This window comes from Microcoleus sp. Pol8_D6, assembly GCF_036700965.1.
GTDB lineage: Bacteria > Cyanobacteriota > Cyanobacteriia > Cyanobacteriales > Microcoleaceae > Microcoleus.
Genome location: NZ_JAUBPW010000047.1, coordinates 19,753 through 41,798 on the forward strand (window position 1 = coordinate 19,753; position 22,046 = coordinate 41,798).

Genomic DNA, 22,046 nt, shown 5'->3' on the forward strand with positions numbered 1-22,046 from the left:
TTTATCCCACATCCCATGAAGATTTTAATGCTTTCCTCGACTTTTCCTTATCCGCCAAGCCGCGGAGGAACTCAGGTAAGGACGTTTAATTTATTACAATACTTGAGCCGGCGACATGATGTAATTCTCGGCACTGTAAGATCGCCCGATGTCACCGATGCACAAATCGACGCATTGCGCCAGCAAGTTACAAAATTGGCAGTTTTTCCCCATCCGCAGACACCCCCCCAACCCCCCCTTGCTAAGGGGGGGCTAAGACTCCAGCAGGAGACTGAGGAAGGATTTTTACCTCCCCCCCTTAACAAGGGGGAGACTGAGGGGGGGTTCTCTGAAATAATAGGAAAATTCCACAGATTCAGTCGATTTTTGTTGTCCGGGACACCTCCAAACGTACTCTCAAGCTACTGCCAAGCAATGCAGAATTGGGCAGACGAATTGGTAACAGCAGGCAAATGCGATACTGTCACCTGCGAACACAGCGTTAACGAGATTTACGTGCGTCCAGAATGGCGGCAAAAACTGCTGACAGTGGCAAATATTCACAGTTCCGTTTGGGGAACTTGCAGGGAAATGTTAGCAACCGGCACCTCCGAAAAACCCCTGCGCGATCGACTAAATTTACCGCTACTCGCCCGCTACGAAAAACGCTACTGTTCCAAATTCTCCCGCATTGTCGCGACAACATCCACAGACAGAGAGCAACTCCTCGAATTACTGTTGCCTCCGGTTCGAGTGCGAGGAAAACAAGATTGTTTTGTACCTTCCATAGATGTAATTCCTAACGGCGTAGATTTAACCCAATTTCCGTATCGGCCGATCGATCCGGGAGGACATACCTTAATTTTTGCAGGCGCCATGAACAATTTGCCCAATATTGACGCGGCGCGGTTTCTCAGTTTGCAAATAATGCCGCCTTTGCAGCAGCGCTATCCCGATGCTACCCTCACCTTAGTAGGGGCTTCGCCAGTCCCGGAAGTGCTCGCCTTGGGGAAACTCCCCGGAATTCAAGTAGTAGGCCGGGTGCAAAGGGTGGCAGAATATTTGCATCAAGCTGCTGTTTGTGTGGTGCCGATGCGGATAGGTTTTGGGATTAAAAATAAAACTTTGGAGGCGATGGCTGCGGGAACCCCTGTGGTTGCGAGCGATCGAGGTTTGGAGGGTTTAGCCGTCGATGGCGGCCCACAACCGAGAAGGGCCTTGCGGGCGAACAAAGTTCACGAGTATGTTGAGGCGATTACCAGTTTGTTTGAAAATCAGCAGCTAAGACAGGAGCTCTCTGTCAGCGCGCGATCGCTCGTTGAAAGCCAATACACTTGGGATATCATAGGTCGGCAGTACGATCGGCTATTGCAATTTTAAACCCTAAATTCTAAAATCTAAATTCTAAAATGGGACGATGGAACACAAAATTAACCCCTCAAAAAATCGAGCCTTACCCCCAGAAAATCGCAAAGTTGATCCTCCTCCGACAAGACGCCGTCGCCAAACCCGACGCCCCAAAAATCTTCAAGAGTCCCAACTTCCCATACCTACTCCCCGAACTCGCGCCAGATATCCCTGGAAAAGACTGGTAGCTAATTTGACAGCCCTCAGCGTCTTGGCTGGCTGTGCAGCTTTGATGGGAGGCGGCGCTTGGCTGAGTTATCAGCTAATTGTCGATCCCAATGGCAACAGGTTGATCTCTCAGTTTGTGCCGGAATGGTCGCGCCTGCCTACAGGTAGCAGAGATTCGATCCAAACTCTCGATCAAATCAAAGCCAGCATCCGCAAATTGGGATTCGTAACCGGAGAACCCCTGCCGCTTCCCGTCGATCAATCCCGCGATAATTCTATTTCCGATTTGCTATTGCCGGTAATGGTAGAAAGAACTGTTAAGGCTTCTACTGTTTGCAAAAATCCTTGTCGTCAAATTGTCGAACTTCGGGTGTACAAGCGGGTGCAGCTTCCCGATCGCAGTTCCGATAAAGAGCAGTATTTTCAGCTAGCAAGTTCTGTGAATCTAGAAGGCCCTGCGGAATCTTTTGTCATTACTTCTTTAGCTGACTCTACATCTGACAATCAAGCCTCGAATCAGTCCCTACCCCTAACAGAACTGCGCCGCTTTGACGGAAAGCCCCCCGCCTCTGGCATTTGGTTTAATGTCAGCGGTCAACTAAAGCGCGACGACAGGAAAATTCCCTACGGACAAGTCGTTCGCTACAACCCCAGCCAAAATCATTTAATGCCGCTGTTGGAGTGGGCGAGTGCGGCCGGACAACCGCCGAATTGGCAGCAAATTGTTAAGGGGGAAAACCCACAATTGGCGATCGACCAAACAGTTGGTTTAGAGCCACAATTTACCCTTTATCAAATTGGCCCGCGCAAATTTTTGCCGAACCCAGTTCAGTTAACGGCGATTTCTTTAGAAGAATTTGCCTTCAATGACGAGACTTACAAAAATGGGCTGCGACTTGCCAAAAGCGGCCTGTGGTCTCCAGCATTAAATGTCATGCGTGTGGCGAAGGGGAAAGCTGGCAAAAATTGGCCTGCAGTCGCGCAAGCTCAGCTAGAAACGATCGAATTTCACGCTAAAATTACTCGGGCTCAGGCGATCGCATCTTGGGCCAGTCCCGGTCAACAAGTTCTCGCAGAATTGATCGACGGCCGCTGGGCCGAAGCTTTGCAAGTATTTGAAGCCGATCCGAGTAACAGTCACGAAATAGCCACAACCCTCAAAAATGACAGCGGGCGGATCTGGAACCGCATAGACGCCGCCTTGAGAGTGAATGCCGCTGACGCCGATGTCAAGGCTTGGGGCGCCCTGATTGTAGCATCTCAAGACGGAACTCGTGAGGCGATGAATTGGCTCGACCAGCAATCAGATACTGACAGCGAAACAAGAACTCGAATTCGGAATTTGGTCAACAAACTTCAGGAAGCAGTTTCTCAGGCTGAAAGTTTAGAAGCCCACAAAAGTCAAATTATGGGTTCTGCTACTTTAATTAACAGTGTCAATCCCGCTGAGTGGCTGGAACCAGAACCCAACAATGAGTTAAAATTGGCAGGAGAACAAGTTTGGTATCAGGTGCAGGTAGCGAGTTTTTACGATGGTAGTCGCTGGGTTAATTCGCCATTTTCTGATGTAGAAGTGAGCTCTTTTCCTGCTACTCAAGTCAAGTGGCTCTGGGGGCGGCTAGGATTACAGGCTGACCCCAAGATTAAAATTGAGGTAGCGATGGCTAACGGTCAACAAAGAGTTGCTGTAGGAACGGTGAAAGCAGTGCAGATTCAAGACGGAAGTCTGCGCTTGCTGGCGGCGGTTGACAAGCGATCGTAATCTGGGAGAAAGCATTCGGCAGATATAACAGTCCCGGAGGCACTCTTGACACAAAGAAACCGGGGTTTTTTACCGTTTCTGCCGATTGCAACAGAAGTATTTTCGTAAAAAAACCCGGTTTCCTTGCACCCGTGCGTCCAAAACTAGGAATAAGGAAAATGCTTTCTTCTCCCCCTCCCGCAACTCCGAAAGAGGCGCAATCTCACAACTCCTCCCCTCTCCACTTATCGCTCTTGGACAACAATGCAGACAAAAATTTTGTTAATTTAATTAACACAAGTTGCACACAAAAAACCCAGAGCTCTTAAATCGCGCCCTTTTTAGAGAGTGCTGCAATCATCTGGCGTTTCACTGCTTTAGCCCAAAGCTCAAACTCCAAACTGTTGATATTCTGAATTTTCACTTCTTCAACAGGCTGAGTTGGGGCTTCTTTCTGTGCTGTAGTCTCCATTGTTTTTTCCCTCGTCAGAAAATGTTAGTAGTCGATCGCAAACGGTTAGCATCATACATCTATTTTAATAACTAATTCTTGCAATTAATCAAACTAAAGGCAGAGAATTTAACCATCAAATGCAGTAAATACATCTAGATTATGCAATTTACGAATTAAATGTAAGAAAACCCTACAACCCTTGTTATATATAGGCTTTTCTTGACATTAAAATTTTACAATTTACATTGTATGGCACTATCAAACCAATGCTTATGTTAGTAAACTTATTTTTAAATGAATGTATTGGCATATACAGCAGAAAATAATTTTATTGAATTCACATAGTGCCGTAAAGCCGATCGCCCGCATCTCCGAGTCCGGGTACAATATACCCGTGCTCGTCCAAACACTGGTCAACAGCAGCCGTATAAATCTGCACGTCAGGGTGTTGTTCGTGAAAGTGCCCCACTCCCTCCGGTGCCGCCAGCAAGCACAAAAATTTAATAGACTTCGGATTAACTTCTTTCAGCCTATCCACTGCCGCCACTGCTGAATTACCAGTAGCCAGCATCGGATCGACAATTAAAACATCTCGCTGTTCGATATCCTGGGGAACTTTGAAATAATATTCGATCACCATCCGAGTTGTCGGATCGCGGTACAAACCAATATGTCCTACCCTCGCAGACGGAATCAGCTCTAAAATACTATCTAACAGTCCCTGACCAGCGCGCATAATCGAAATAATCACAATTTTCTTTTCTGCAGCCAGCACCGGTGCATTCATTTTGGCGATCGGCGTTTCTATTAGTTCATATTTTAGCGGCAAATCTCGCGTCACTTCATAGGCTAGTAGCATTCCAATCTCTTTCAGCAATTGGCGAAATTTCGCCGTGCTCGTTTGAGTTTGCCGCATGAGAGTTAACTTGTGCTGTATCAAAGGATGGTCAATGACAGTAACTTTAGCACTCATTTTTTTGAATAATTAATTTGCTTTATTCTAACTTATCAGCCATCAACGCCTTCTTGACGAAAAAAAAATCGGTTTCTGTGACCCCTGCATCCAGGACTACTTATATAAAACCTGTATTTAAAACAGGAATACCGCGCGAATAAAATTCGCTTCTACACTTGCCTTTTTTCCGCGCAGCGCGACACTAAATATGCGAGGTTTGAAAATACACAAATATGTCATTCTCTCGTTTCCTCTCCTTCCGGCCCTCTGCCTGGGAACGCATGTCCGGGGACAAAAGCCTCCCGACTGGTCTCGCTCGCTTTCTCACGATCCGTCCAAGCCTGTTAACACAGATCCGGAGTTTCGCACCGAAATCTTCCGGAACTTTTAGGAGCAGACATGAATCATAGAAAGTATCAGCAGAAAACCTATTTTTTCGATTAATTAACTAATTGAAAAAACCTGACTAGGAACTTCACATGAGGTCATAAGCTTAGCTGTAATGGCTTTTCATTTTTCCACATGAAAGCCGTTACATCCCCGTCTAAAAAACATTACCTAAATTCAGTTCCAATTTTTTAGGGTGCTCCTAACACACAACTTTACTTATGAAGTAAGGAGAACATCCATGAAGTTTGTAAAACTATTGCTAGCTACGGCATTAATGACTGCTTCTATCAGCCCCGCCTTGGCTAATCCTGCCGTTCAAATTTTAGGTGCAAGCTACGGCGGTAGCGGTTGCCCAGATCGCTCCGCCAGCGTCAGCGTCAGCCCAGACGGTCAAGAACTGACCATCCTATTTGACAAGTTTGCAGCCCTGGGAAATGTCTCAGCAGAAAGCCGAAAAAGCTGCAACCTGAGCATTCCCATCAAAGTACCCCAAGGCTTCCAAATTTCTATCTACGATGCTGATTATCGTGGCTACGTGGCTCCTAAAACCACAGGCAACCTGCGAGCAGAATACTTTTTCGCTGGAACTCGCGGCCCAGTTTTTAATCGGAATCTCAGTGGCGAAACTAACTACAATGTTCGAGATAGTTTAGCCACTGTAGCGAATGTTTGGTCTCGCTGTGGTGACAGTGTAAATATGAGAGTAAATGCTGCAATGACAGCCCGCGGTGCCGGCATGGCCACCGTTGACTCCTTCGATTTGGCTCATCGCGGTTTAGTTTATCACGTCAAATATCGCACTTGCCGCTAAGCAGCTTGTTGGGAGTGTAGTGTGAGGTATAGTTTTCAGGTTTGAATTTTGAATTTTAAGTAGGAAGAGGGGATAATTTTCCCTCTTCCTTCTTGCTTCTTCCCTCTTCCTTCTTCCCTCTTCCCTTTTCCTTCTTCCTGACATCCGTTACATCCGTTACATCCGTTATAGAATCCGTTGCCGAACTTCCCTATTCCTTCTTCCTTCTTCCCTCTTCCTTCTTCCTTCTTCCTTCTTCCTTCTAAAACACAGTGCCGTCACTTTCAATCTGAATTGGTGGCACTCCACCAGCCCTCAATTCTGCCGCAATTTTCCGCCCCGCCGCCCAAGTTCCTCCTTGCAAAATCTTCACCAGCGGCAATTCTGTCGCAGTCAAGTGCAGCTTTTCTCGAATAGCTGCGGCAATTTTATCTAAAAGATTCACAGTCAGCGATCGCCATTCTACTATAACTTCCGAACCAGGCAAGTAACTCTGCTCAAAAATAGCCGAATCTTTTGCCCGCAGCAGCCCGATATCCAAACATAAACCGCCGTTGCGATACTCCGGTAATCCCGTTAACTCATCCAATCCCGCGACTTCTAAACCAAGTTCTTGCAGCGGTTCCAACAGCGAATAAGTCAACCACTGCGATAGTTTGTGAAACGGCACGAATTCATCTCCCAGATTTTCTCCTGTTAAAGCCGGATGCCGCCAAACATCGCCTAAATTAACGCCACCAATTGCATATCTTCCTGGCCAAATTTCCCCAAAACCTGTCAAAACAGCGCTCAATACTTCAGAAGCATTCACAGTTTTGCCTCCCGAAACCCCACTGTTGAGCAAGTATGTTGCCAAATTGCCGGGACGCGGGTTGGCGCTACCAAATAATAATGGATGCTGGCAAATCGCATTTCCCAAACGCTGCAGTAATTCTAATCTGCCTGTTAAACCAACTAGCGGATTGTCTCGACTTACCTGAAATCCAGCAGCTAAGGTTTCTAGTTTTAATTCAGAAAGTCCCCGATAATCAGCTTGCCAAGGAAAATCGGGATTGCTGGAAAAAACACCTTGACAAAACATCCGCAAGCTGGCTATTGCTAACCCTTCAGAACGGCGGTAAACCTGCCCGGTTTCTGGTTCACAATACTGCCAATCTGCACCAGCACCGGCATCGAGCAAAACGCTGACAATTGCTAAATCAAATTTTATCTTAGCTTTTTCAACCTGTGCAAATTCTGCTAAAGCTGCATCTAATTCGGCGAGTCGCGACAAGTTGCCAGCTTCAAAATGTCGCCAGCGACTGTGAAAGGGAATGTTAAAATCGGGATAGTGTTGGCGCGTTGTGTCAATTACATAATTTGCTGCTTTGTCGAGTTGGGATAAATCGACGCGGAAGTAGCGAAGTTTGTCTTGGCTGGCTAAATCAAAAAGCCGATCGCACTTTTGGCGAATAGCAGCCGGCGTTCTCAGATATTCTACAATCTCAAGCTCAAAATTGTGCAACTTCATACAACCAAACAGCGGTAAACATCGTTTTCTTGAAAAAAGTCAAACTGACTGTAATCTAAAAGATTATCTAAAATCGCATTTTTATCGATTTTGATCAGCTTATATTCCCACTTCGACCCACTGACTTCGCGTTTTATTTGATCGGAAACTATCACCGAGTTTTTTTCTTTCCCCGGAGATACTATTTTACTTAAATCTTCCAGCCTGTCGGCTATGTGAATATCTTTTCCGTAAGTGCAAGACCTAAATATATATAGATTTCCTTTCGCAACTCCCACGGACAAGCCACAAGGTATTTGATTGGCGTCAATAAAAAGTTTCCAATTCTCGCACAGACTTTCCATTGCTGCTAAGGCTGAGTGAGCTTCCGGGAAAGTCAACAAATGCGAATCCCCAACAATACTGCGAATTGTGCCACCGTATTCTTCGCAAATTGTTTTTTCAAAAGTATCAAAGTTGGTGAGCAAATATTCCACATCTTTGATAGAATTAGATTCTTGATAAGCTATAAAACCTCTCAAATCTGCTTTAATTATTGCTTGATTCTTGATGATTCGCGTTTTGTAACTTTGGTCAACTTTGTATACTTTTTCAGGTTCGCTCATCCCTTTCAAAGAAAACTCGTTGACAAAAGACGTTTGCACTTCTGCTTTGTTGAGCGCCAGCCATGCTGCTTGGGACAAATATATTTCATCCGGCGGAGTTACTGATTCTATGCGCGCTGTTAAATTCACCGTATCGCCAAAGATATCTTTATCTTGATGCAAGACATCTCCTAATGTAATCGACACGCGAATAGCCAATCGTTCGTCGTTCGCTTTGCTAGATTGTTGCGCTCTCAATTCTTGCTGCATTTCTATGGCTGCTACTGCCGCTGCTGTGACGCTGGGAAAAATTATCCAAAATGAATCACCTTCCCCTTTGATCACGCTGCCTTCATTTCTGGCGCTAATATCTGAAACAAAAGTTTTATGCTCGTTCAACAAACTACTTAAGTCCGACTGAGATAATTTTTTGACTCTGGCGGTATATCCACAAATATCTGTTTTTACGATCACACTAGAACGCAAATTAGCCATAACCTACCCTGACTGATCAAAAACCAGCAATAAATTTCATTTAGCAAAGACGCGATTGTTCGCGTCCCATCGGTCGCGTCTTTGCCCTCTTAATCTCCTAAATCGCGTCCGATCGCTTCTGCAAGAATTGTAGCATCTGGCACAGGGTCAGGCGTGTAGTATCCGGCGGCTTTTTTGGCGACAATTTCGACTTGTGCATCTGCGGGAATCCAATCTTCAGGAATAGGGATGCGATCGACCACCTGAATGCCAGAATTGATAATCGCATTGTATTTCATATCGCTCATCGAAACTAAACTGTCTATTCGAGAGATCCCCAACCAGTGCAGCACGTCTGGCATTAGTTCTTGAAACCGCATATCTTGAACTCCCGCCACACATTCAGTGCGTGTAAAATAGGCATTAGCGCGATCGCCGCCTTCCTGCCGTTTTCTGGCATTGTACACCAAAAACTTAGTCACTTCCCCCAAAGCTCTCCCTTCCTTACGGAAGTAAACAATTACCCCAGAACCGCCTGATTGTGCCGTTTGGATGCAAATTTCCATCCCGTGTACCAAATAAGGGCGACAAGTGCAGATATCGGAACTGAAGACATCAGAACCGTTGCATTCATCGTGTACCCGTACCGCCAACTGCTTATCCGGGTCAGAAATATTCGCGACATCGCCAATAATATAAACCGTAGTTCCGCCAATTGGTGGCAAGAAAACGTGTAAGTCTGGCCGCGTCACTAAATCCGAGAACATTCCCCCTGTTTGCTCAAACAGGACACGGCGGAGAACGCTTTCCTGAGCCCCAATCCTCCTCGCAATTCCCGGCAAATACCACACCGGATCGATCGCAACTTTAGTTACTGCTAAATTGCCACCTGCTTTGACTATTTTGCCATCAATTTGCACTCGCCCCTTAGCGATGGCATCTTGCAATTCCGGCATATTAATGTGAGCTTTAGTGACCGCAATTGTCGGTCGAATATCGTATCCTTGCTGGATAAATGAAGTATAAACTTCGCTGACCAAACCCCCAAAGGGATCGAGAGAAACAATCAAATTGCGATCGCCCCAACTCACGTGCGGCCCGATGTGTGCGGCCGGAGAGGTGTTGGTAAAATCGGGGCGGTGATCTGCTTGGAGTGCGCCGGAAGCAACTGCTAGCGCGCGATAAACAGAGTAGGAACCCGAATGAGTGCCGATCGCATTCCGGTGAGACGATTTGGTAAGGCTGCCAATCACAGGCCCCCGTTTCAGCGGATCGATTTCTCCCCAGTGGATGGGATGAGGTTTTGTGCCGGATCTGTCGGGATGGGATGTTAAAACTATATGCTTGGGTTTTGACACAGTTGTTTTTGGCTCTTACTATGGATGCTGCTGTTAGTTGAAAGTGAAATTGCAATTTGAAGCAGTGATTTATGATACCAACAGTACACACCTCCAGGGTGGAAACAATCGCGCTACCCACACACAACCTTTTCTCGGCTTGGGTTTCACGATAACAGGAGGTTTTCGTCGGATTTGATATAAGTCCAGAGTTCAATCTTTCCCAGTATAGCCAACACCAAAGCCAGCACAACTGCCCAACGCCAACTTTGAAGTTTTAAGATATGTGCGAGAAAAAAAGATTTGAGATTCTGAGTCGCCGACGTGCACTCAATCTCAAATCTCAAATCTCAAATCAAATACTTTTGGTAAAAACGTCTTAATCCAGGCTTTGAGGGTGACAGAATTCCATTATAATTCCCTCACCTTCGCCGCGCGAGTCCAATTCCTTCGCCATGCGATCAACACGTTCTTCAGAAAGGAACAAGCGAGTAACTTTGTGCGGTACAAACCACCGATAGCGCAGCCACAAACAGATAGAGTAACGAAGGCTATCCGGCAAAGAGTATGTGTAATTTCGCTGAATTGCCAAACCTGCCTTTTCGCCGGCTAGAGCCAAGGTTTTTGGAGTGTAACCGATCAGATTGTAAGGATAATCGGTGCTGTGCCAGCGCCAGCCCAGTTGCCGCGCGTATGGGCTGTCCGCGTTCGGTACAGCCACCCAAATGTAACCGTTTGGAGCCAGCAATTGCCTCATGCAGTCGAGTGTTTCTGCAGGCAAAGGCGTTGCTCCCAAAACGTGTGAACAGAGTATGACATCAAACTTTTCGTCAGTACCTTTTTCTGCAACGTATTCTTCTACAGTGCCAGTGAAAACATCGATACCGCATTCCCTGGCTGCTGCTGCTGCTGAGGAGCTAGGCTCAATTCCTGCCACCTTAACTCCGAGTTTTTTGAAGACTTGGATAATAGAACCTCCCCCGCATCCTACGTCTAACAGCCGCTTGCCTACAGGGATAGGAATGTGTCGGTATTCATTGAGTTTTTTGGCTTCTTTTACTACGTCTTCTTCGTCTGGTACGTAAGTATTGTAGCACTGCCAGCCCTCGGGGTAATAATCGCTCAGTTCATCCCATGTCGGGCGGGGATTTACGAATACTAAGCCACAATCTTCGCATCCGTAAACTGACCATTTAGGAGCCTCTTTAGGGTGGCGTGCTGTCCCCGCTGTGTAGAGAAAGCTGATTTTTTGGGAGCTGCAAACTGGGCACTTTGTAAATTTTTGCATGGTTCAGTTTCACGATTTGTACAGTTGCTAAGGGCAGTGGAACGACCACAATTTATTACCATTAGCTGAGCTGGTAGAGTACACCCATGCAAGCAGATCGAAAACTAGGTTTATTTGCAAATCAGTGTTTATAGATGCTCGGCTTGTTGGCCCTCGACCCCCGATCGATCGGCGTTGTACAATTTTATGTCTAAATGGTTAGACTGAGAAGGTAGCATTTGTTACCGATAAGACAACTGACGCTCAACAGACAATGATTGTCGGTAGCATTTTTGCGGTTGCGCCAAATTCTTAGGAAAATACTAACTCACAAAATTAATGTTGCCAAGTACATCTAATTATTTGCTCAAAAATGCTCGCGTGCCCGCGTCTCTTCTAGAGATGAAATCGATCGCCCTCTCAGCTTGTACTGTGGCGACAACGGGGAGTGAGAACAATTTTTGTTTGGTGGATTTGGAAATTGCAGCAGGGAAAATCACCCACATTACTCCAGCAGGTACAAAACCTGTATCCTCCTCTGGATATATCCCAGTTATAGATTTGCAGGGCGGCTTAGTTTGGCCTTGTTTTGTGGATATGCACACCCATTTAGACAAAGGTCACATTTGGGAACGATCGCCCAATCCCGATGGAACTTTTGCCAGCGCTATCGAAGCGGTAGGCGCTGATGCCCAAAAAAACTGGAATGCAGAGGATGTTTACCGGCGAATGGAATTTGGCCTCAAGTGCAGCTACGCCCACGGAACCAAGGCCATCCGCACTCACATCGACAGCGCGGGCGAACAGGGAACCGTTAGTTTAGAAGTATTTGAAGCGCTGCAAGCCGAATGGGGCGATCGGCTGATCTTACAAGCAGCTTCCTTGGTTTCCCTCGACTATTACCTGACACCCGCAGGCGAAAAATTAGCCGATCGCATTGCCCAAATTGGCGGCATTCTCGGCGGCGTCGCCTATATCAACCCCGACTTAGACAAACAACTCGATCGAGTTTTTGCCTTAGCCAAAGAACGAAATTTAAACCTCGACTTCCACACCGACGAAAACGACGATCCAGATTCAGTAACATTGCGGGAAGTCGCAAAAACCGCCATCCGCCATGAATTTGGGGGTCAAATAATCTGCGGACACTGCTGTAGTTTAGCCGTACAACCGTCAGATTTAGTAACAGAAACTCTGGAATTAGTCAAGGAAGCAAATATTGGCATTGTCAGCTTGCCGATGTGCAACCTTTACCTGCAAGACCGAGAATCTCAGCATACACCGCGCTGGCGGGGAGTGACACTGCTGCACGAACTCAAAGCAGCAGGAATTCCCGTTGCAGTTGCTAGCGACAATTGTCGCGATCCGTTTTACGGATTTGGCGACCATGATGTTTTGGAAGTTTTTAATATGGCAGTCCGCATCGCCCATTTAGATAGACCTTGGGAAGATTGGCCGCGCACAGTCACAAAAACACCAGCAGACTTAATGGGATTGCCGAATCTAGGAAAAATTGCGGTTGGTTTACCTGCTGATTTAATTTTGTTTAAAGCGCGGAATTTCAGCGAATTGTTATCTAGAGCGCAGGGCGATCGCACAGTTTTGCGGCAGGGCATTAAAATTGATACAACTTTGCCCGATTACCGCGAACTAGACGACTTGTTAGCAATTTAAATCTGACATTTTGCAGGAATATCAAGAACAGGCAAGATGCCTGTTCCACAAAAGATGAATTTTCTTTCTACTCGTTACTAGGCTCTGCCTGGTAACGTATATCTGGAGGCTCTGCCTCCACTTCTCCTGACCGTAATGCGAGGCAGAGCCTCTAGATCTCGGTTCCTAGGCTCTGCCTGGGAACCAGTTAATTTTTAGGTAAGCTGTGCAGGGCCTAAGCTACATTTAGATGTTCTACACAACTATTATTATTGTCAATTTGCGACTAATTTGATATAAATATAAAAGCTAATTTTATTGAGGATGTTTTAAGTGAAAGCAGTTATTTTATTGTCGGGAGGGCTGGATTCCTCAACTGTTTTGTATCAAGCCAAAGCCGACGGCTGCGAGTGTTACGCTATTTCCTTTGACTACAAGCAAAGACATCGGCAGGAGTTGGAATCAGCAAGGGCGATCGCACTTTCGGCCGGTGTTAAGGCACATCAGATAGTAAACTTTGACTTAACACTGTGGGGCGGTTCGGCTTTGACGGATAATCAGATGGAATTGCCGATCGATCGCACTCTGGGAGAAATGTCTCAAAACATCCCCAGTACCTACGTTCCTGCTAGGAATACGATCTTTCTCAGCTTTGCCCTCGCCTACGCAGAAACCCTAGAAGCCGATCGCATTTACATCGGTGTCAACGCTTTAGATTATTCCGGCTATCCCGACTGCCGCCTCGATTACATCCAAGCCATGCAGGAAGTATTTCGGTTAGGAACAAAGCAGGGCAGAGAAGGAAATGCTATTAATATTATAACACCTTTGATCGAACTTAAAAAAACCGAAATTATTCAATTGGGTAACAAATTGGGAGTGCCTTGGGAGCAAACTTGGTCTTGCTACGCAGGCGGCGAAACTGCGTGCGGTGTTTGCGATTCTTGTCGCTTGCGGCTGGCGGCTTTTGAGGAATTGGGCTTTAAAGATCCGGTGGCTTATGCTTAAACGTGACTGACCCGCGACGGCCCAGAAACCGCGTTTTTTCGCGACAGACAATACATTAGACCTCTCCAATAATTGTGGAACAGGCATCTTGCCTGTTCAAGACTGGCTTTTCTGGAGAGGTATATTACAGATGGCAGAAGCGGCAAAAAAACCGGTTATGAAGGTTTTGATGCGTCACTCCTACACAACTAAAATTTTTAAAATTGATTGTTAGTTAGTTTTGAATCAGCCAAATACTTATTTACCTTCCGGCTCATCCTCAACTTCCGGTTGACCCTGGTCTTCCTGTTCAAACTTAATTTCATTTTGCAGCGAATTCAATGGAACTAAAAGCATATCAGCTATTTGCGATTGTCCTCTAGCCCTGTAGATATCTATCGCTTTCTGAAAATCTTCAACTCCCCCCTGTTTTTCTCCAATTACAGATCGAATACGAGCACGGATAATATAAGCTTCTACAAAGTCAGGATTGAGATTAATTGCTTGAGTAAAAGATTCAGCAGCTTCCTTATACAGTTCTCTGCGACCGAGGTCGAATCCTTGTTGATAAAGTTCTTGAGCTTTCATAGCAATAATGATAGAATAAAAAACCGAAATTACAGCACTTTTGCTGGGTTTCTAGCTACGAGCGCTCGTGGTGTACTTGACTAACCTGGAATGTGCTGTAACCCTCTTTTGTCACTTTCGGCAGAAAATAATCTGGGATGGTTATAGCATAAGACTTTTACCAAAAACCTTGATTTGGGCCATTCTGTTAGAAAATAAATGCTCAAATCCTTGATATATCTACAGTTGAAAATTTGGTTCTCATTTTTAATTTCCCAGAGTGACAAAAGAGGGGTAATTACGAGTGTTTCACTATTACTGGTAATTAAATATTATTATAGTTTACTTAATGGTGAAAAATATGTCTATTGAAGAGCGCCGAGGTATTGAATCAATTGACAGAAACCAAAATCTACTTCTCGTTCGCGCTCCTATTGAATCAGTGACGGAAAGGTTTAGTAGGGCGAGACGTGCGGATGTCTGGGAACGGGATATATACGATCGCGAAATCGAAATTACCGCCGAAAGCTATATTGTTTTTCAGTTCCGAGGACATCCTTGGACGATCGTTGAACAAGTGAAGTATCAGCCCGGTGGCCTTGTATTTGGAGAAGGAGATGCTATCACCCTTTCTAACTTCCTATCCACTCGCGCCATCTACTACAAATGCAGCGACACTTGCGGTTATATTGGTTATAACTGCTACGACGGAGGTGCATTTGCAGAGATGCTGTACTTTGAGGAAGAAATAAGTTTTCTATTCGTATCTGATTTTCGCGAGGTTAAAGCTGAGGACATTGACAGTGCCTTTCGCTTTACTTACGCTTTTATGCAGGAGCAAGATATCTATATTCCCTACGCACATTACGAAAATGTGAAGGTGGGCGATCGCATTAATTTGCGCCCCAAAGGCCCAACCTTAGATGATTTAGTACGCAGCGACTTTGAGCGAGTAGATTATATAGGCATTAGCTAAAATACTCTTAACTCGAAAATTTTCCCACACTACTCAACCCGCTATTCTTTCGCCCTTTCCCCGCAACTTCCTCATCGGCTGCTGCAACTTCATCTAAAGCTCGATCGCCCGCAGCGTCTTCCAACAAGTGAATTTGAAGTTGATCCAACCGCGGCCCGCACACAGAAACAACCGTAAGTTCCACATTTTCGCCGCGCCAAACTTCCCCCACATCCGGCATTCTTTGCAACTGATAGCTCAGAAAACCTCCGATTGTCTGATATTCGTCAGTTACTGGCAAATCCAAATTTAATATTTGATTCACATCATCTAAATTTAACTGCGCTTGCACCAAAAAAGTGCGATCGTCTAATACTTGCAAAGCAATTTCTTTGCTGTCTGGCGACTCGTAGCTGCGGCCGATAATTTCGGCAATCAAATCCCTCAGCGTCACTAACCCGGAAATGCCGCCAAATTCATCGACTACGATCGCAATTTCTTCCGACGAACTCTGCATCAAAGGCAGCAGTTCCCCCAGCAGCATCATCTCCGGCACAAACCTCACCGAATCCATCCAAGGTAAAATTGGCGTGTCGGGAGATAGCAAACCTTCAGCTAAGGGTTTCGCAAGTTGTTTGAAGCCAATAATGCCGATAATGTCGTCTAAAGAATCTCCCGTCACGGGATAGCGGGAATGGTGAGAAATCGCCATTTCGTCGAGCAAAGTTTGAAAGGTTGCTGTCTTGGGAAGTGCGACAATGCTAGGCCTCGGCACCATTACTTCTTCTACCCAAACTTCGCCAAATTCAAACACGTTGTTGAGCAATTCTCGCTTTTCTGCTTCCAAGCCGCTCGATTCGCTGGAAGTAGCTATAATTAATTGCAGTTCTTCGGGAGTAACCGGGCGATGCCTTAGATCGTATTCAATGCCCGCAAACCGCAAGAGCGATCGAGTAGATTGATTGAGAAACGACACAAAGGGCTTGAACACACGGGCAATCAATAAACTCGGAGGCCCTAAAGTTCTGGCTAGCTGTTCGGAATACAGTAAGGCTACAGATTTGGGAAAGAGTTCGCCCAGTACGATTTGCAGGTAAGCTAGCAACAAAAAAGTTACTATTGATATGCTAAAAGAATGGGCGATCGCCGACTTGATGTAAATTGGCAGCGGCAAATAGCCGATCGACATTCGGACTAGCACGGCAATCGTACTTTCCCCAATCCAGCCGAGAGCTAAACTAGAAAGAGTGATTCCCAACTGCATTGTCGAGAGCAATCGCTCAATACTTTGCTGCAAAGATTGCACAGTTAAAGCTGCAACGTCGCCAGCTTCCACTAACTGATTGATGCGCGATCGGCGTACCGTCACCATCGAAAACTCAGCCGCCACAAAAAAAGCATTAATCGCAATCAGCAACAGCACTGACAGCAACCGCGACAGCACCTCTGTCGAACTCATCGCGGGTAAATCAGATATCTCCTGCACTCTCGCCCCTAAAAGTGACACAATGCTCCCTAAAAAAACTTTCTAGATCAAACCTGAGAATCCCTCTGCAGGTTTGGTCTTCTTTTATTTTACTTCGCCACTGGAATGCCAGATATTTGCAACTGAAGTTTTTGACCTGGATAATCTGTCAGCGTCAGCGAAACTTCTTTAGCATTTTCCAGCAAAGCTGTGGGAATACTCACCGTACCGTAAAACACCTGCCCGTTGGGGGGCAGTTCCGACGGCAAATCCTCGGCAGTCGCGCTCAGGGCCCTGCCACGATCGTCAGTGACGTTCAAGAAACTGTAGAGAAACCTCACAGCTTGGGAGCCTTCATTTTTCATGCTCACGTCTAGCAGCATGGAATTGTTGCGCTGACTGGCCGCGCTCACTTCCAGGGTTATTCCTCCGTCGCGACTGTTCAGAGGAAACTTGGCGCTAGCATTTTGTGCAGCGGGTTTTTTGGCCGCGGCTGGTTTAGAGCTTGCCTTCTCTGTTTTAGTATTTGCCCCGGCCGTTTTTTCGGGATCGCGACCTTCTACCCGTGCTTTGACGGTTGTGAGAATGTCTTTTTCTTTCAAAATGCTCACTTGGTCTTTACTAGCCGTCTTTCCAGGCTTGCCGCTGCCAGCATTGTTGCTGGGACGAACATCGGGTTGAGTCGTTCCTTGCAAGGCTTCGCGACCTATAGTAAATCCCCAAACAGAACTCGTCACGCCTGCTCCAAACATGAGAGCGAGCAGAATTAGAGTCAGAACTACCGTCGAATTCACTGCCATTGCCTATAAGTTTATGCCGAGTCCTAGAAACTGCTTTGCCCGGTCGATCGGCTTGCCTAACATTGGCTAACAGGCGATCGGGACTCAGCAGATCTAAAGATTTTGATTTTTGTTCTCTAGTTCTAGCACGGACTGAGAAATTATGTTATAATTCATTTTGAGTTAGATCGAAGAAATCGATTTAACGGCAGTTGGCCGAGCGGTTTAGGCAGCGAACTCATAATTCGCCCCAGGCAGGTTCAACTCCTGCACTGCCGATTTTCAATAAATCAAGACGCTCCGCGCAACGGCGAAAAACTAGGTTTCTTCCTAGAGGCTTGCTTACCCAAGCCCCTATTCTGGTAGAAACCTGGTTTTTTACGTTGTCAGCGGGCGGAAACGAAGTATTTTGCTCAGTGATGGACGCAAAAAGTGGTTTGACGCGCTACTTACAGCGCACCCTATAGCAATCCTAAATCATTTGCATAATTATCGTAGGGGCAATCCCCCCGTGGTTGCCCGATAGATAGGGGGTAGGCACGGGGGCAATCCCCCCGTGGTTGCCCGATAGATAGGGGGTAGGCACGGGGGGATTGCCCCTACTGAATCATTTAGGATTGCTATACTTAGTTTATTTAGCTTGAGTTGGTTTAACACTCAGTTGTGCCCAATCTAAAATCTAAAATCTAAAATCTAAAATCTAAAATCGTATCAACCCTTAATTAACTCTACTCCGTCGCGCCCGTCGAGATCTTGAACGTAAACCTTAACTTGTTCTTCCTTTGCAGTCGGCAACTTTTTACCCGTAAAATCCGGCTGAATCGGTACTTCTCGGTGGCCACGATCTACTAATACCGCTAACCAAATTTTTTCCGGCCGCCCGTAATCGTTGACCGCATTCAAAGCCGCTCGACTCGTTCTGCCTTTATATATAACGTCATCTACCAACACCACGGTTTTGCCTGTCAAATCGAAAGGAATTTCTGTTTTAGCCGGTGTCCGCATCGCAACTCGATCCAAGTCATCTCGGTAAAAGGTAATATCCAAAGCGCCCACGGGTACTTTGACTTGTTCAAGGACTTCAATTTGATCTGCCAAAATTTGAGCTAAAGGCACTCCTCTACTATGAATGCCCAACAGCACTAACTCCGAGGGATTCCCTGATTTTTCGACAATCTGGGAAGCGACGCGGGTGAGAGTGCGCCTCACTTCATCAGGGGATAAAATTTCGATAATTTTAGTCATGGGTTGCTGCAAGCTAATTGTTGGCTGTTGGCATATCGAACAATTGGAGATTGGAGATTGGAGATTTGAGATTGACTTGACAGAGGAATCTGGGGGTTTGAACAAAGGTCAAAACTTTTTTTTGCTCCTGTCGGTGGCTGATCTCTGTCTTCTGCTGGACTTAGCCCGAATGGATGAAAAGCAGATGCTGCGATTGCTTGCAAGCGGGCGAACAATGACAGAAATACGTTATTTATGTCTCCTGGACTGTTCGGGTGAGGTCATCAGTTAGCGGCTCAAACATAATAAGGTATAAAAAAGCAATGATAGTCCCAACCAAATCAGAAAGCAATACCGAGTTAATTGCAATGCTTGGCAAATTAGCGGCGCTGTGATAGGGTGATCCGGCTCGCCTAACAGCGGTTTGTGTTTGAGAACTCCGCGATAGGAATTAGTACCTCCTAGTTGTACTCCCAAGATGGCGGCGTAAACGCACTCGCTCCAACCGGAATTGGGGCTGGCATCTTTAACAGCATCTCTCTGACAAATTTGCCAAATGTAAATCGGTTTGCCAGATATAAGGGCTAAAGTAATCACTGTTAGCCGGCAAGGAATCCACGTCAGCACGTCTTCTAATTTGGCGCTAAACCATCCTAAATCTGTGTATGGCGCTTCTTTGTAGCCGATCGTAGAATCTAATGTGCTGGCTGCTTTGTAAGCGATCGCCAAGGGGACTATAGCACTCGCCCACATCGAGTTAGGATCGATCTGCGAACCGGTAACACTTAATAATAGATGCGGCAGAGCGAACCCAAGTAAGGCATAAAATAGCGGTGCTGTCACGCCATCGACTGCATTCTCTGTTACAGTTTCTAACAATGCTCGCAGAATTTCTGGCTCGGATAAGTTTTCGGTATCCCGGCCGACGTAAAGGCTCAACCTTTCTCGCGCCTTGACTAAATCTCCAACATTTAAAGGTGCTAGCACATCCTCTGCAGCCGCCCTCAAACTGCGACCTGCAAAACAGCTTGCCAGCAAAATGGTCTGTATGGCAATACCTAAAAGAGGATGCACCCAACTAGCAGCTTGGACGATCGACCAACTGACAGTATAACTGCCTAGAATCAGCCCGATCGCTAGTATTGTACCAGCACATCGTAGCAGCAGTTTGTGCCGATCGCCAGCGGGACGATTCTCTGCTTCAGGCATTTTGCCTGCGGGATTATTCCATATATTAAAGACAAGTCGAGTATAGCGGTCGATCGCCCAACCCATCGCCTGCACGGGATGCGGCCAACCCCAAGGATCGCCGATCGAATAATCCAACACCGCAGCTAAAATCAAAACAGGAAATTCATCCGGCATCATTATATATTTTGTCAAACTTGATAGTCCGTCCGACCAGGAGCGATCGCAATGGTAGCGCAGGTTTTAACTGCTGCTACCTTTGGGGACTTTAATTTTTTAGCAGCAATTTTAACTGCTGAGATTACTTTCGTCGCGGAGCAAGTATACGTTCTCCTCCCAATTAACACCGTCAAAGGGTAGTATCTGAAAGTGTTTGATGGCATCGTCGTCAAGACAGCGGACGTTGACATCGAAATGATCGGGATGCGATCGGGGGCGATAGAACGAGTGAATGCCGCAAATTCCGCAGAAAGTATGTTGAGCAGTTCCTGTATTAAATGTATAGGTGGTCAAAACATCTTGGCCACTGAGCAAGGTAAAACGTTCCGGCGGCACAATGAGGTGCAAAAATCCCTTCTTTTTGCAGATAGAGCAGTTGCAATCTGATGCTTCGTGTTTGTCAACGGCGACACGGAAGCGGACAGCTCCGCAGTGACAGCCACCAAAGTAAGTAACAAGTGTTGCGTCCATGTGTGCTTGCTGGCGATCGAATGAATGAACTTACCATTTAAATGATAAAGCTAGTTTCTTCCCCAAGAGCCGCTTGCCAACTGCGGACATCATAGTATAAGTCTTCGAGGGAAATACTGTACAGCGCTTCGGCAAGTTTTTTGTGCAATCGGTTCCACAAACTGAATGTTACCCAGTCCTCTGCTTGCGTCGCGTCGGGAAAATGTCGAGGTAAAGGTTCAATAGTTTCACCTACAGCCTCTAAGATTTGTCCTAAAGAGATTTGAGCGGGCTGGCGGGCCAATTGATATCCTCCTTGGGAACCCCGAACAGATTGGACTAAACCGGCTCGTCGCATTTCAATCAGCAATTTTTCTAGATACGGAGCAGGTAACTCCTGTCGCTTCGCTATCGATTTCACCGATGTCGGGCCATAGCGAGGTTGCAAACTTAGATCCAGTAATGCTTTGACACTGTAGTGTCCGCGTGTGGTTAACTTCATGGGATTTTAAGAGCGGGGCAAATATTCAGCTAGCTGATAGCTGATAGCTTATGCTACCGAGTTTAGAGATTGCTCGCATCGGTTGCAGCTACTCCTCAAGAAATACTGCAGGTTGTTAAAAATATTTAGATAATAGTGGTTAACAATTGAGCCGATCAGTGTAATATAGTTTTACGACCAGCTATAAAGCTAAAGTTTCTTGGTCAAACCAAAAACCAACCGAGAAAAAATCCGTACACCAGTTGAATATTTCAGGACTCAGTAAATGGCTAAAAAGAAAAATATCGAACCCCTTGAAGGCGAAGATCTGATCAAAAAGGTCAAAGACCTAGAGAACCTTACCAAGGAAGAAAAAGCTAGAGCCTGTGGCTACTACACCGTTACCAAGAACGGCGTAGAACGGGTCAACATGATGAAATTCCTGAATGCGCTGATTGATGCAGAAGGCATTCAGCTAGACGGGAAGCAAAACGGCAATGGACGTGGCGGACGCTCTGCCAGCTATCGGATTAGCGTTCAATCTAACGGCAACTTACTGATTGGAGCTGCCTACACCAAACAGATGGAACTCCAACCAGGAGATGAATTTGAAATCTCTCTGGGACGCAAGCACATTCACCTGCGCCAAATTGATCGAGAAGAAGAAGTAGCCTAGGCCTTTACGACTTGCTTTGACTTCTTGCTTGAACAGGTTGGTTTGGCTTCAAGTATTGACTGCAAGCAGACAATTGGCTCTGAAATCTTTCTGTGAGCCTCAAACAGTATGGCTTCTATAGATGGCAATGGCTCGACAACAGCCACTGCCACTACTTTATATTTTCCGAGAATACCTATTCTCGCCCCTCGCTCTATCCGTTTGGACAAGCGGGGGATTTTCCGCGTAGCTTTTAAAGAGAAGTTCGGCAACGGATTGTGTTACCGGATGTAACGGATGTAACGCATGGATGTTCACCAAGGGATTGTATAGCGGATTTAAGGGATGAATGTTGAGTTTCGATGGT

General features: G+C 46.1%; 21 protein-coding genes and 1 tRNA gene. 9 read left to right on the top strand and 13 right to left on the bottom strand.

What is annotated here, in order from left to right:
• Positions 1-15: 15 nt before the first annotated feature.
• Positions 16-1,359, top strand: coding sequence for a glycosyltransferase family 4 protein (locus QUA10_RS18825; RefSeq protein WP_333084015.1), 1,344 nt, complete (start codon positions 16-18; stop codon positions 1,357-1,359).
• 37 nt (positions 1,360-1,396) lie between these two features.
• On the top strand, positions 1,397-3,316 hold the full coding sequence (locus tag QUA10_RS18830) for a hypothetical protein (protein WP_333084014.1): 1,920 nt from the start codon (positions 1,397-1,399) through the stop codon (positions 3,314-3,316).
• 304 nt (positions 3,317-3,620) lie between these two features.
• Here QUA10_RS18830 and QUA10_RS18835 read toward each other — a convergent pair whose 3' ends face one another.
• Together QUA10_RS18835 and upp are read right to left on the bottom strand one after the other, a co-directional pair.
• Positions 3,621-3,767, bottom strand: coding sequence for a hypothetical protein (locus QUA10_RS18835; RefSeq protein WP_332946242.1), 147 nt, complete (start codon positions 3,765-3,767; stop codon positions 3,621-3,623).
• 319 nt (positions 3,768-4,086) lie between these two features.
• Positions 4,087-4,722, bottom strand: coding sequence for a uracil phosphoribosyltransferase (gene upp, locus QUA10_RS18840; RefSeq protein WP_333084012.1), 636 nt, complete (start codon positions 4,720-4,722; stop codon positions 4,087-4,089).
• Positions 4,723-5,332: 610 nt separating this feature from the next.
• Between upp and QUA10_RS18845 the strand changes: the two genes are divergently transcribed.
• On the top strand, positions 5,333-5,905 hold the full coding sequence (locus QUA10_RS18845; RefSeq protein WP_333084011.1) for a DUF4360 domain-containing protein: 573 nt from the start codon (positions 5,333-5,335) through the stop codon (positions 5,903-5,905).
• A gap of 241 nt (positions 5,906-6,146) precedes the next feature.
• Here QUA10_RS18845 and QUA10_RS18850 read toward each other — a convergent pair whose 3' ends face one another.
• The 4 genes from QUA10_RS18850 to QUA10_RS18865 form a co-directional block, all read right to left on the bottom strand.
• Positions 6,147-7,394: a URC4/urg3 family protein gene (locus QUA10_RS18850; protein ID WP_333084009.1), complete on the bottom strand. Its 1,248-nt coding sequence runs from the start codon at positions 7,392-7,394 to the stop codon at positions 6,147-6,149.
• Positions 7,391-8,473: an adenylate/guanylate cyclase domain-containing protein gene (locus QUA10_RS18855; protein WP_333084008.1), complete on the bottom strand. Its 1,083-nt coding sequence runs from the start codon at positions 8,471-8,473 to the stop codon at positions 7,391-7,393. The genes QUA10_RS18850 and QUA10_RS18855 overlap by 4 nt, the downstream gene beginning before the upstream one ends.
• 89 nt (positions 8,474-8,562) lie before the next feature.
• Entirely contained in the window at positions 8,563-9,810 is a 1,248-nt protein-coding gene (locus QUA10_RS18860) for a GTP cyclohydrolase II (RefSeq protein ID WP_333084007.1), read from the bottom strand.
• Positions 9,811-10,168: 358 nt separating this feature from the next.
• Entirely contained in the window at positions 10,169-11,077 is a 909-nt protein-coding gene (locus QUA10_RS18865) for a class I SAM-dependent methyltransferase (protein ID WP_333084005.1), read from the bottom strand.
• A 318-nt stretch (positions 11,078-11,395) separates the two neighbouring features.
• On the opposite strand from QUA10_RS18865, the gene QUA10_RS18870 reads away from it, so the two are divergent.
• Both QUA10_RS18870 and queC read left to right on the top strand, forming a co-directional pair.
• Positions 11,396-12,730, top strand: a complete 1,335-nt coding sequence (locus tag QUA10_RS18870) for a cytosine deaminase (protein WP_333084004.1) — start codon at positions 11,396-11,398, stop codon at positions 12,728-12,730.
• Between the two features lie 312 nt (positions 12,731-13,042).
• Entirely contained in the window at positions 13,043-13,717 is a 675-nt protein-coding gene (gene queC, locus QUA10_RS18875) for a 7-cyano-7-deazaguanine synthase QueC (protein ID WP_333084002.1), read from the top strand.
• A gap of 237 nt (positions 13,718-13,954) precedes the next feature.
• Here queC and QUA10_RS18880 read toward each other — a convergent pair whose 3' ends face one another.
• Positions 13,955-14,284: a hypothetical protein gene (locus QUA10_RS18880; RefSeq protein ID WP_333084001.1), complete on the bottom strand. Its 330-nt coding sequence runs from the start codon at positions 14,282-14,284 to the stop codon at positions 13,955-13,957.
• A gap of 340 nt (positions 14,285-14,624) precedes the next feature.
• Between QUA10_RS18880 and QUA10_RS18885 the strand changes: the two genes are divergently transcribed.
• Positions 14,625-15,239 (top strand): hypothetical protein, encoded by a 615-nt coding sequence (locus QUA10_RS18885; RefSeq protein WP_333084000.1) that lies wholly within the window; start codon positions 14,625-14,627, stop codon positions 15,237-15,239.
• 7 nt (positions 15,240-15,246) lie between these two features.
• Here the strand turns inward: QUA10_RS18885 and QUA10_RS18890 are convergent, their stop codons facing one another.
• Together QUA10_RS18890 and QUA10_RS18895 are read right to left on the bottom strand one after the other, a co-directional pair.
• Positions 15,247-16,725, bottom strand: a complete 1,479-nt coding sequence (locus QUA10_RS18890; RefSeq protein WP_333083998.1) for a hemolysin family protein — start codon at positions 16,723-16,725, stop codon at positions 15,247-15,249.
• A 68-nt stretch (positions 16,726-16,793) separates the two neighbouring features.
• Positions 16,794-17,483 (bottom strand): hypothetical protein, encoded by a 690-nt coding sequence (locus QUA10_RS18895; RefSeq protein WP_333083996.1) that lies wholly within the window; start codon positions 17,481-17,483, stop codon positions 16,794-16,796.
• A gap of 185 nt (positions 17,484-17,668) precedes the next feature.
• Between QUA10_RS18895 and QUA10_RS18900 the strand changes: the two genes are divergently transcribed.
• Positions 17,669-17,741: transfer RNA gene (locus QUA10_RS18900), tRNA-Ile, on the top strand.
• A 432-nt stretch (positions 17,742-18,173) separates the two neighbouring features.
• Here QUA10_RS18900 and pyrR read toward each other — a convergent pair.
• From pyrR to QUA10_RS18920, 4 genes are all read right to left on the bottom strand, one after another.
• Positions 18,174-18,707, bottom strand: a complete 534-nt coding sequence (gene pyrR / locus QUA10_RS18905) for a bifunctional pyr operon transcriptional regulator/uracil phosphoribosyltransferase PyrR (RefSeq protein ID WP_333083995.1) — start codon at positions 18,705-18,707, stop codon at positions 18,174-18,176.
• Positions 18,708-18,974: 267 nt separating this feature from the next.
• Positions 18,975-20,054 (bottom strand): adenosylcobinamide-phosphate synthase CbiB, encoded by a 1,080-nt coding sequence (cbiB, locus tag QUA10_RS18910; RefSeq protein ID WP_333084042.1) that lies wholly within the window; start codon positions 20,052-20,054, stop codon positions 18,975-18,977.
• 108 nt (positions 20,055-20,162) lie between these two features.
• Positions 20,163-20,564, bottom strand: coding sequence for a GFA family protein (locus tag QUA10_RS18915; protein ID WP_333083994.1), 402 nt, complete (start codon positions 20,562-20,564; stop codon positions 20,163-20,165).
• A gap of 37 nt (positions 20,565-20,601) precedes the next feature.
• Positions 20,602-21,045 (bottom strand): Rrf2 family transcriptional regulator, encoded by a 444-nt coding sequence (locus tag QUA10_RS18920; RefSeq protein WP_333077293.1) that lies wholly within the window; start codon positions 21,043-21,045, stop codon positions 20,602-20,604.
• A gap of 265 nt (positions 21,046-21,310) precedes the next feature.
• On the opposite strand from QUA10_RS18920, the gene QUA10_RS18925 reads away from it, so the two are divergent.
• Both QUA10_RS18925 and QUA10_RS18930 read left to right on the top strand, forming a co-directional pair.
• On the top strand, positions 21,311-21,700 hold the full coding sequence (locus QUA10_RS18925; protein ID WP_333060228.1) for an AbrB family transcriptional regulator: 390 nt from the start codon (positions 21,311-21,313) through the stop codon (positions 21,698-21,700).
• Between the two features lie 108 nt (positions 21,701-21,808).
• Entirely contained in the window at positions 21,809-21,973 is a 165-nt protein-coding gene (locus tag QUA10_RS18930; RefSeq protein WP_333083993.1) for a hypothetical protein, read from the top strand.
• Positions 21,974-22,046 lie beyond the last annotated feature (73 nt).

Coding starts and splice junctions, on each gene's coding strand:
- cbiB (WP_333084042.1), bottom strand. CDS start 20,054: ATGATGCCGGATGAATTTCCTGTTTTGATTTTAGCTGCGGTGTTGGAT.
- QUA10_RS18925 (WP_333060228.1), top strand. CDS start 21,311: ATGGCTAAAAAGAAAAATATCGAACCCCTTGAAGGCGAAGATCTGATC.
- QUA10_RS18865 (WP_333084005.1), bottom strand. CDS start 11,077: ATGCAAAAATTTACAAAGTGCCCAGTTTGCAGCTCCCAAAAAATCAGC.
- QUA10_RS18920 (WP_333077293.1), bottom strand. CDS start 21,045: ATGAAGTTAACCACACGCGGACACTACAGTGTCAAAGCATTACTGGAT.
- QUA10_RS18825 (WP_333084015.1), top strand. CDS start 16: ATGAAGATTTTAATGCTTTCCTCGACTTTTCCTTATCCGCCAAGCCGC.
- QUA10_RS18830 (WP_333084014.1), top strand. CDS start 1,397: ATGGAACACAAAATTAACCCCTCAAAAAATCGAGCCTTACCCCCAGAA.
- QUA10_RS18870 (WP_333084004.1), top strand. CDS start 11,396: ATGTTGCCAAGTACATCTAATTATTTGCTCAAAAATGCTCGCGTGCCC.
- QUA10_RS18850 (WP_333084009.1), bottom strand. CDS start 7,394: ATGAAGTTGCACAATTTTGAGCTTGAGATTGTAGAATATCTGAGAACG.
- QUA10_RS18915 (WP_333083994.1), bottom strand. CDS start 20,564: ATGGACGCAACACTTGTTACTTACTTTGGTGGCTGTCACTGCGGAGCT.
- QUA10_RS18930 (WP_333083993.1), top strand. CDS start 21,809: ATGGCTTCTATAGATGGCAATGGCTCGACAACAGCCACTGCCACTACT.
- QUA10_RS18885 (WP_333084000.1), top strand. CDS start 14,625: ATGTCTATTGAAGAGCGCCGAGGTATTGAATCAATTGACAGAAACCAA.
- QUA10_RS18855 (WP_333084008.1), bottom strand. CDS start 8,473: ATGGCTAATTTGCGTTCTAGTGTGATCGTAAAAACAGATATTTGTGGA.
- QUA10_RS18835 (WP_332946242.1), bottom strand. CDS start 3,767: ATGGAGACTACAGCACAGAAAGAAGCCCCAACTCAGCCTGTTGAAGAA.
- upp (WP_333084012.1), bottom strand. CDS start 4,722: ATGAGTGCTAAAGTTACTGTCATTGACCATCCTTTGATACAGCACAAG.
- QUA10_RS18895 (WP_333083996.1), bottom strand. CDS start 17,483: ATGGCAGTGAATTCGACGGTAGTTCTGACTCTAATTCTGCTCGCTCTC.
- QUA10_RS18880 (WP_333084001.1), bottom strand. CDS start 14,284: ATGAAAGCTCAAGAACTTTATCAACAAGGATTCGACCTCGGTCGCAGA.
- pyrR (WP_333083995.1), bottom strand. CDS start 18,707: ATGACTAAAATTATCGAAATTTTATCCCCTGATGAAGTGAGGCGCACT.
- QUA10_RS18845 (WP_333084011.1), top strand. CDS start 5,333: ATGAAGTTTGTAAAACTATTGCTAGCTACGGCATTAATGACTGCTTCT.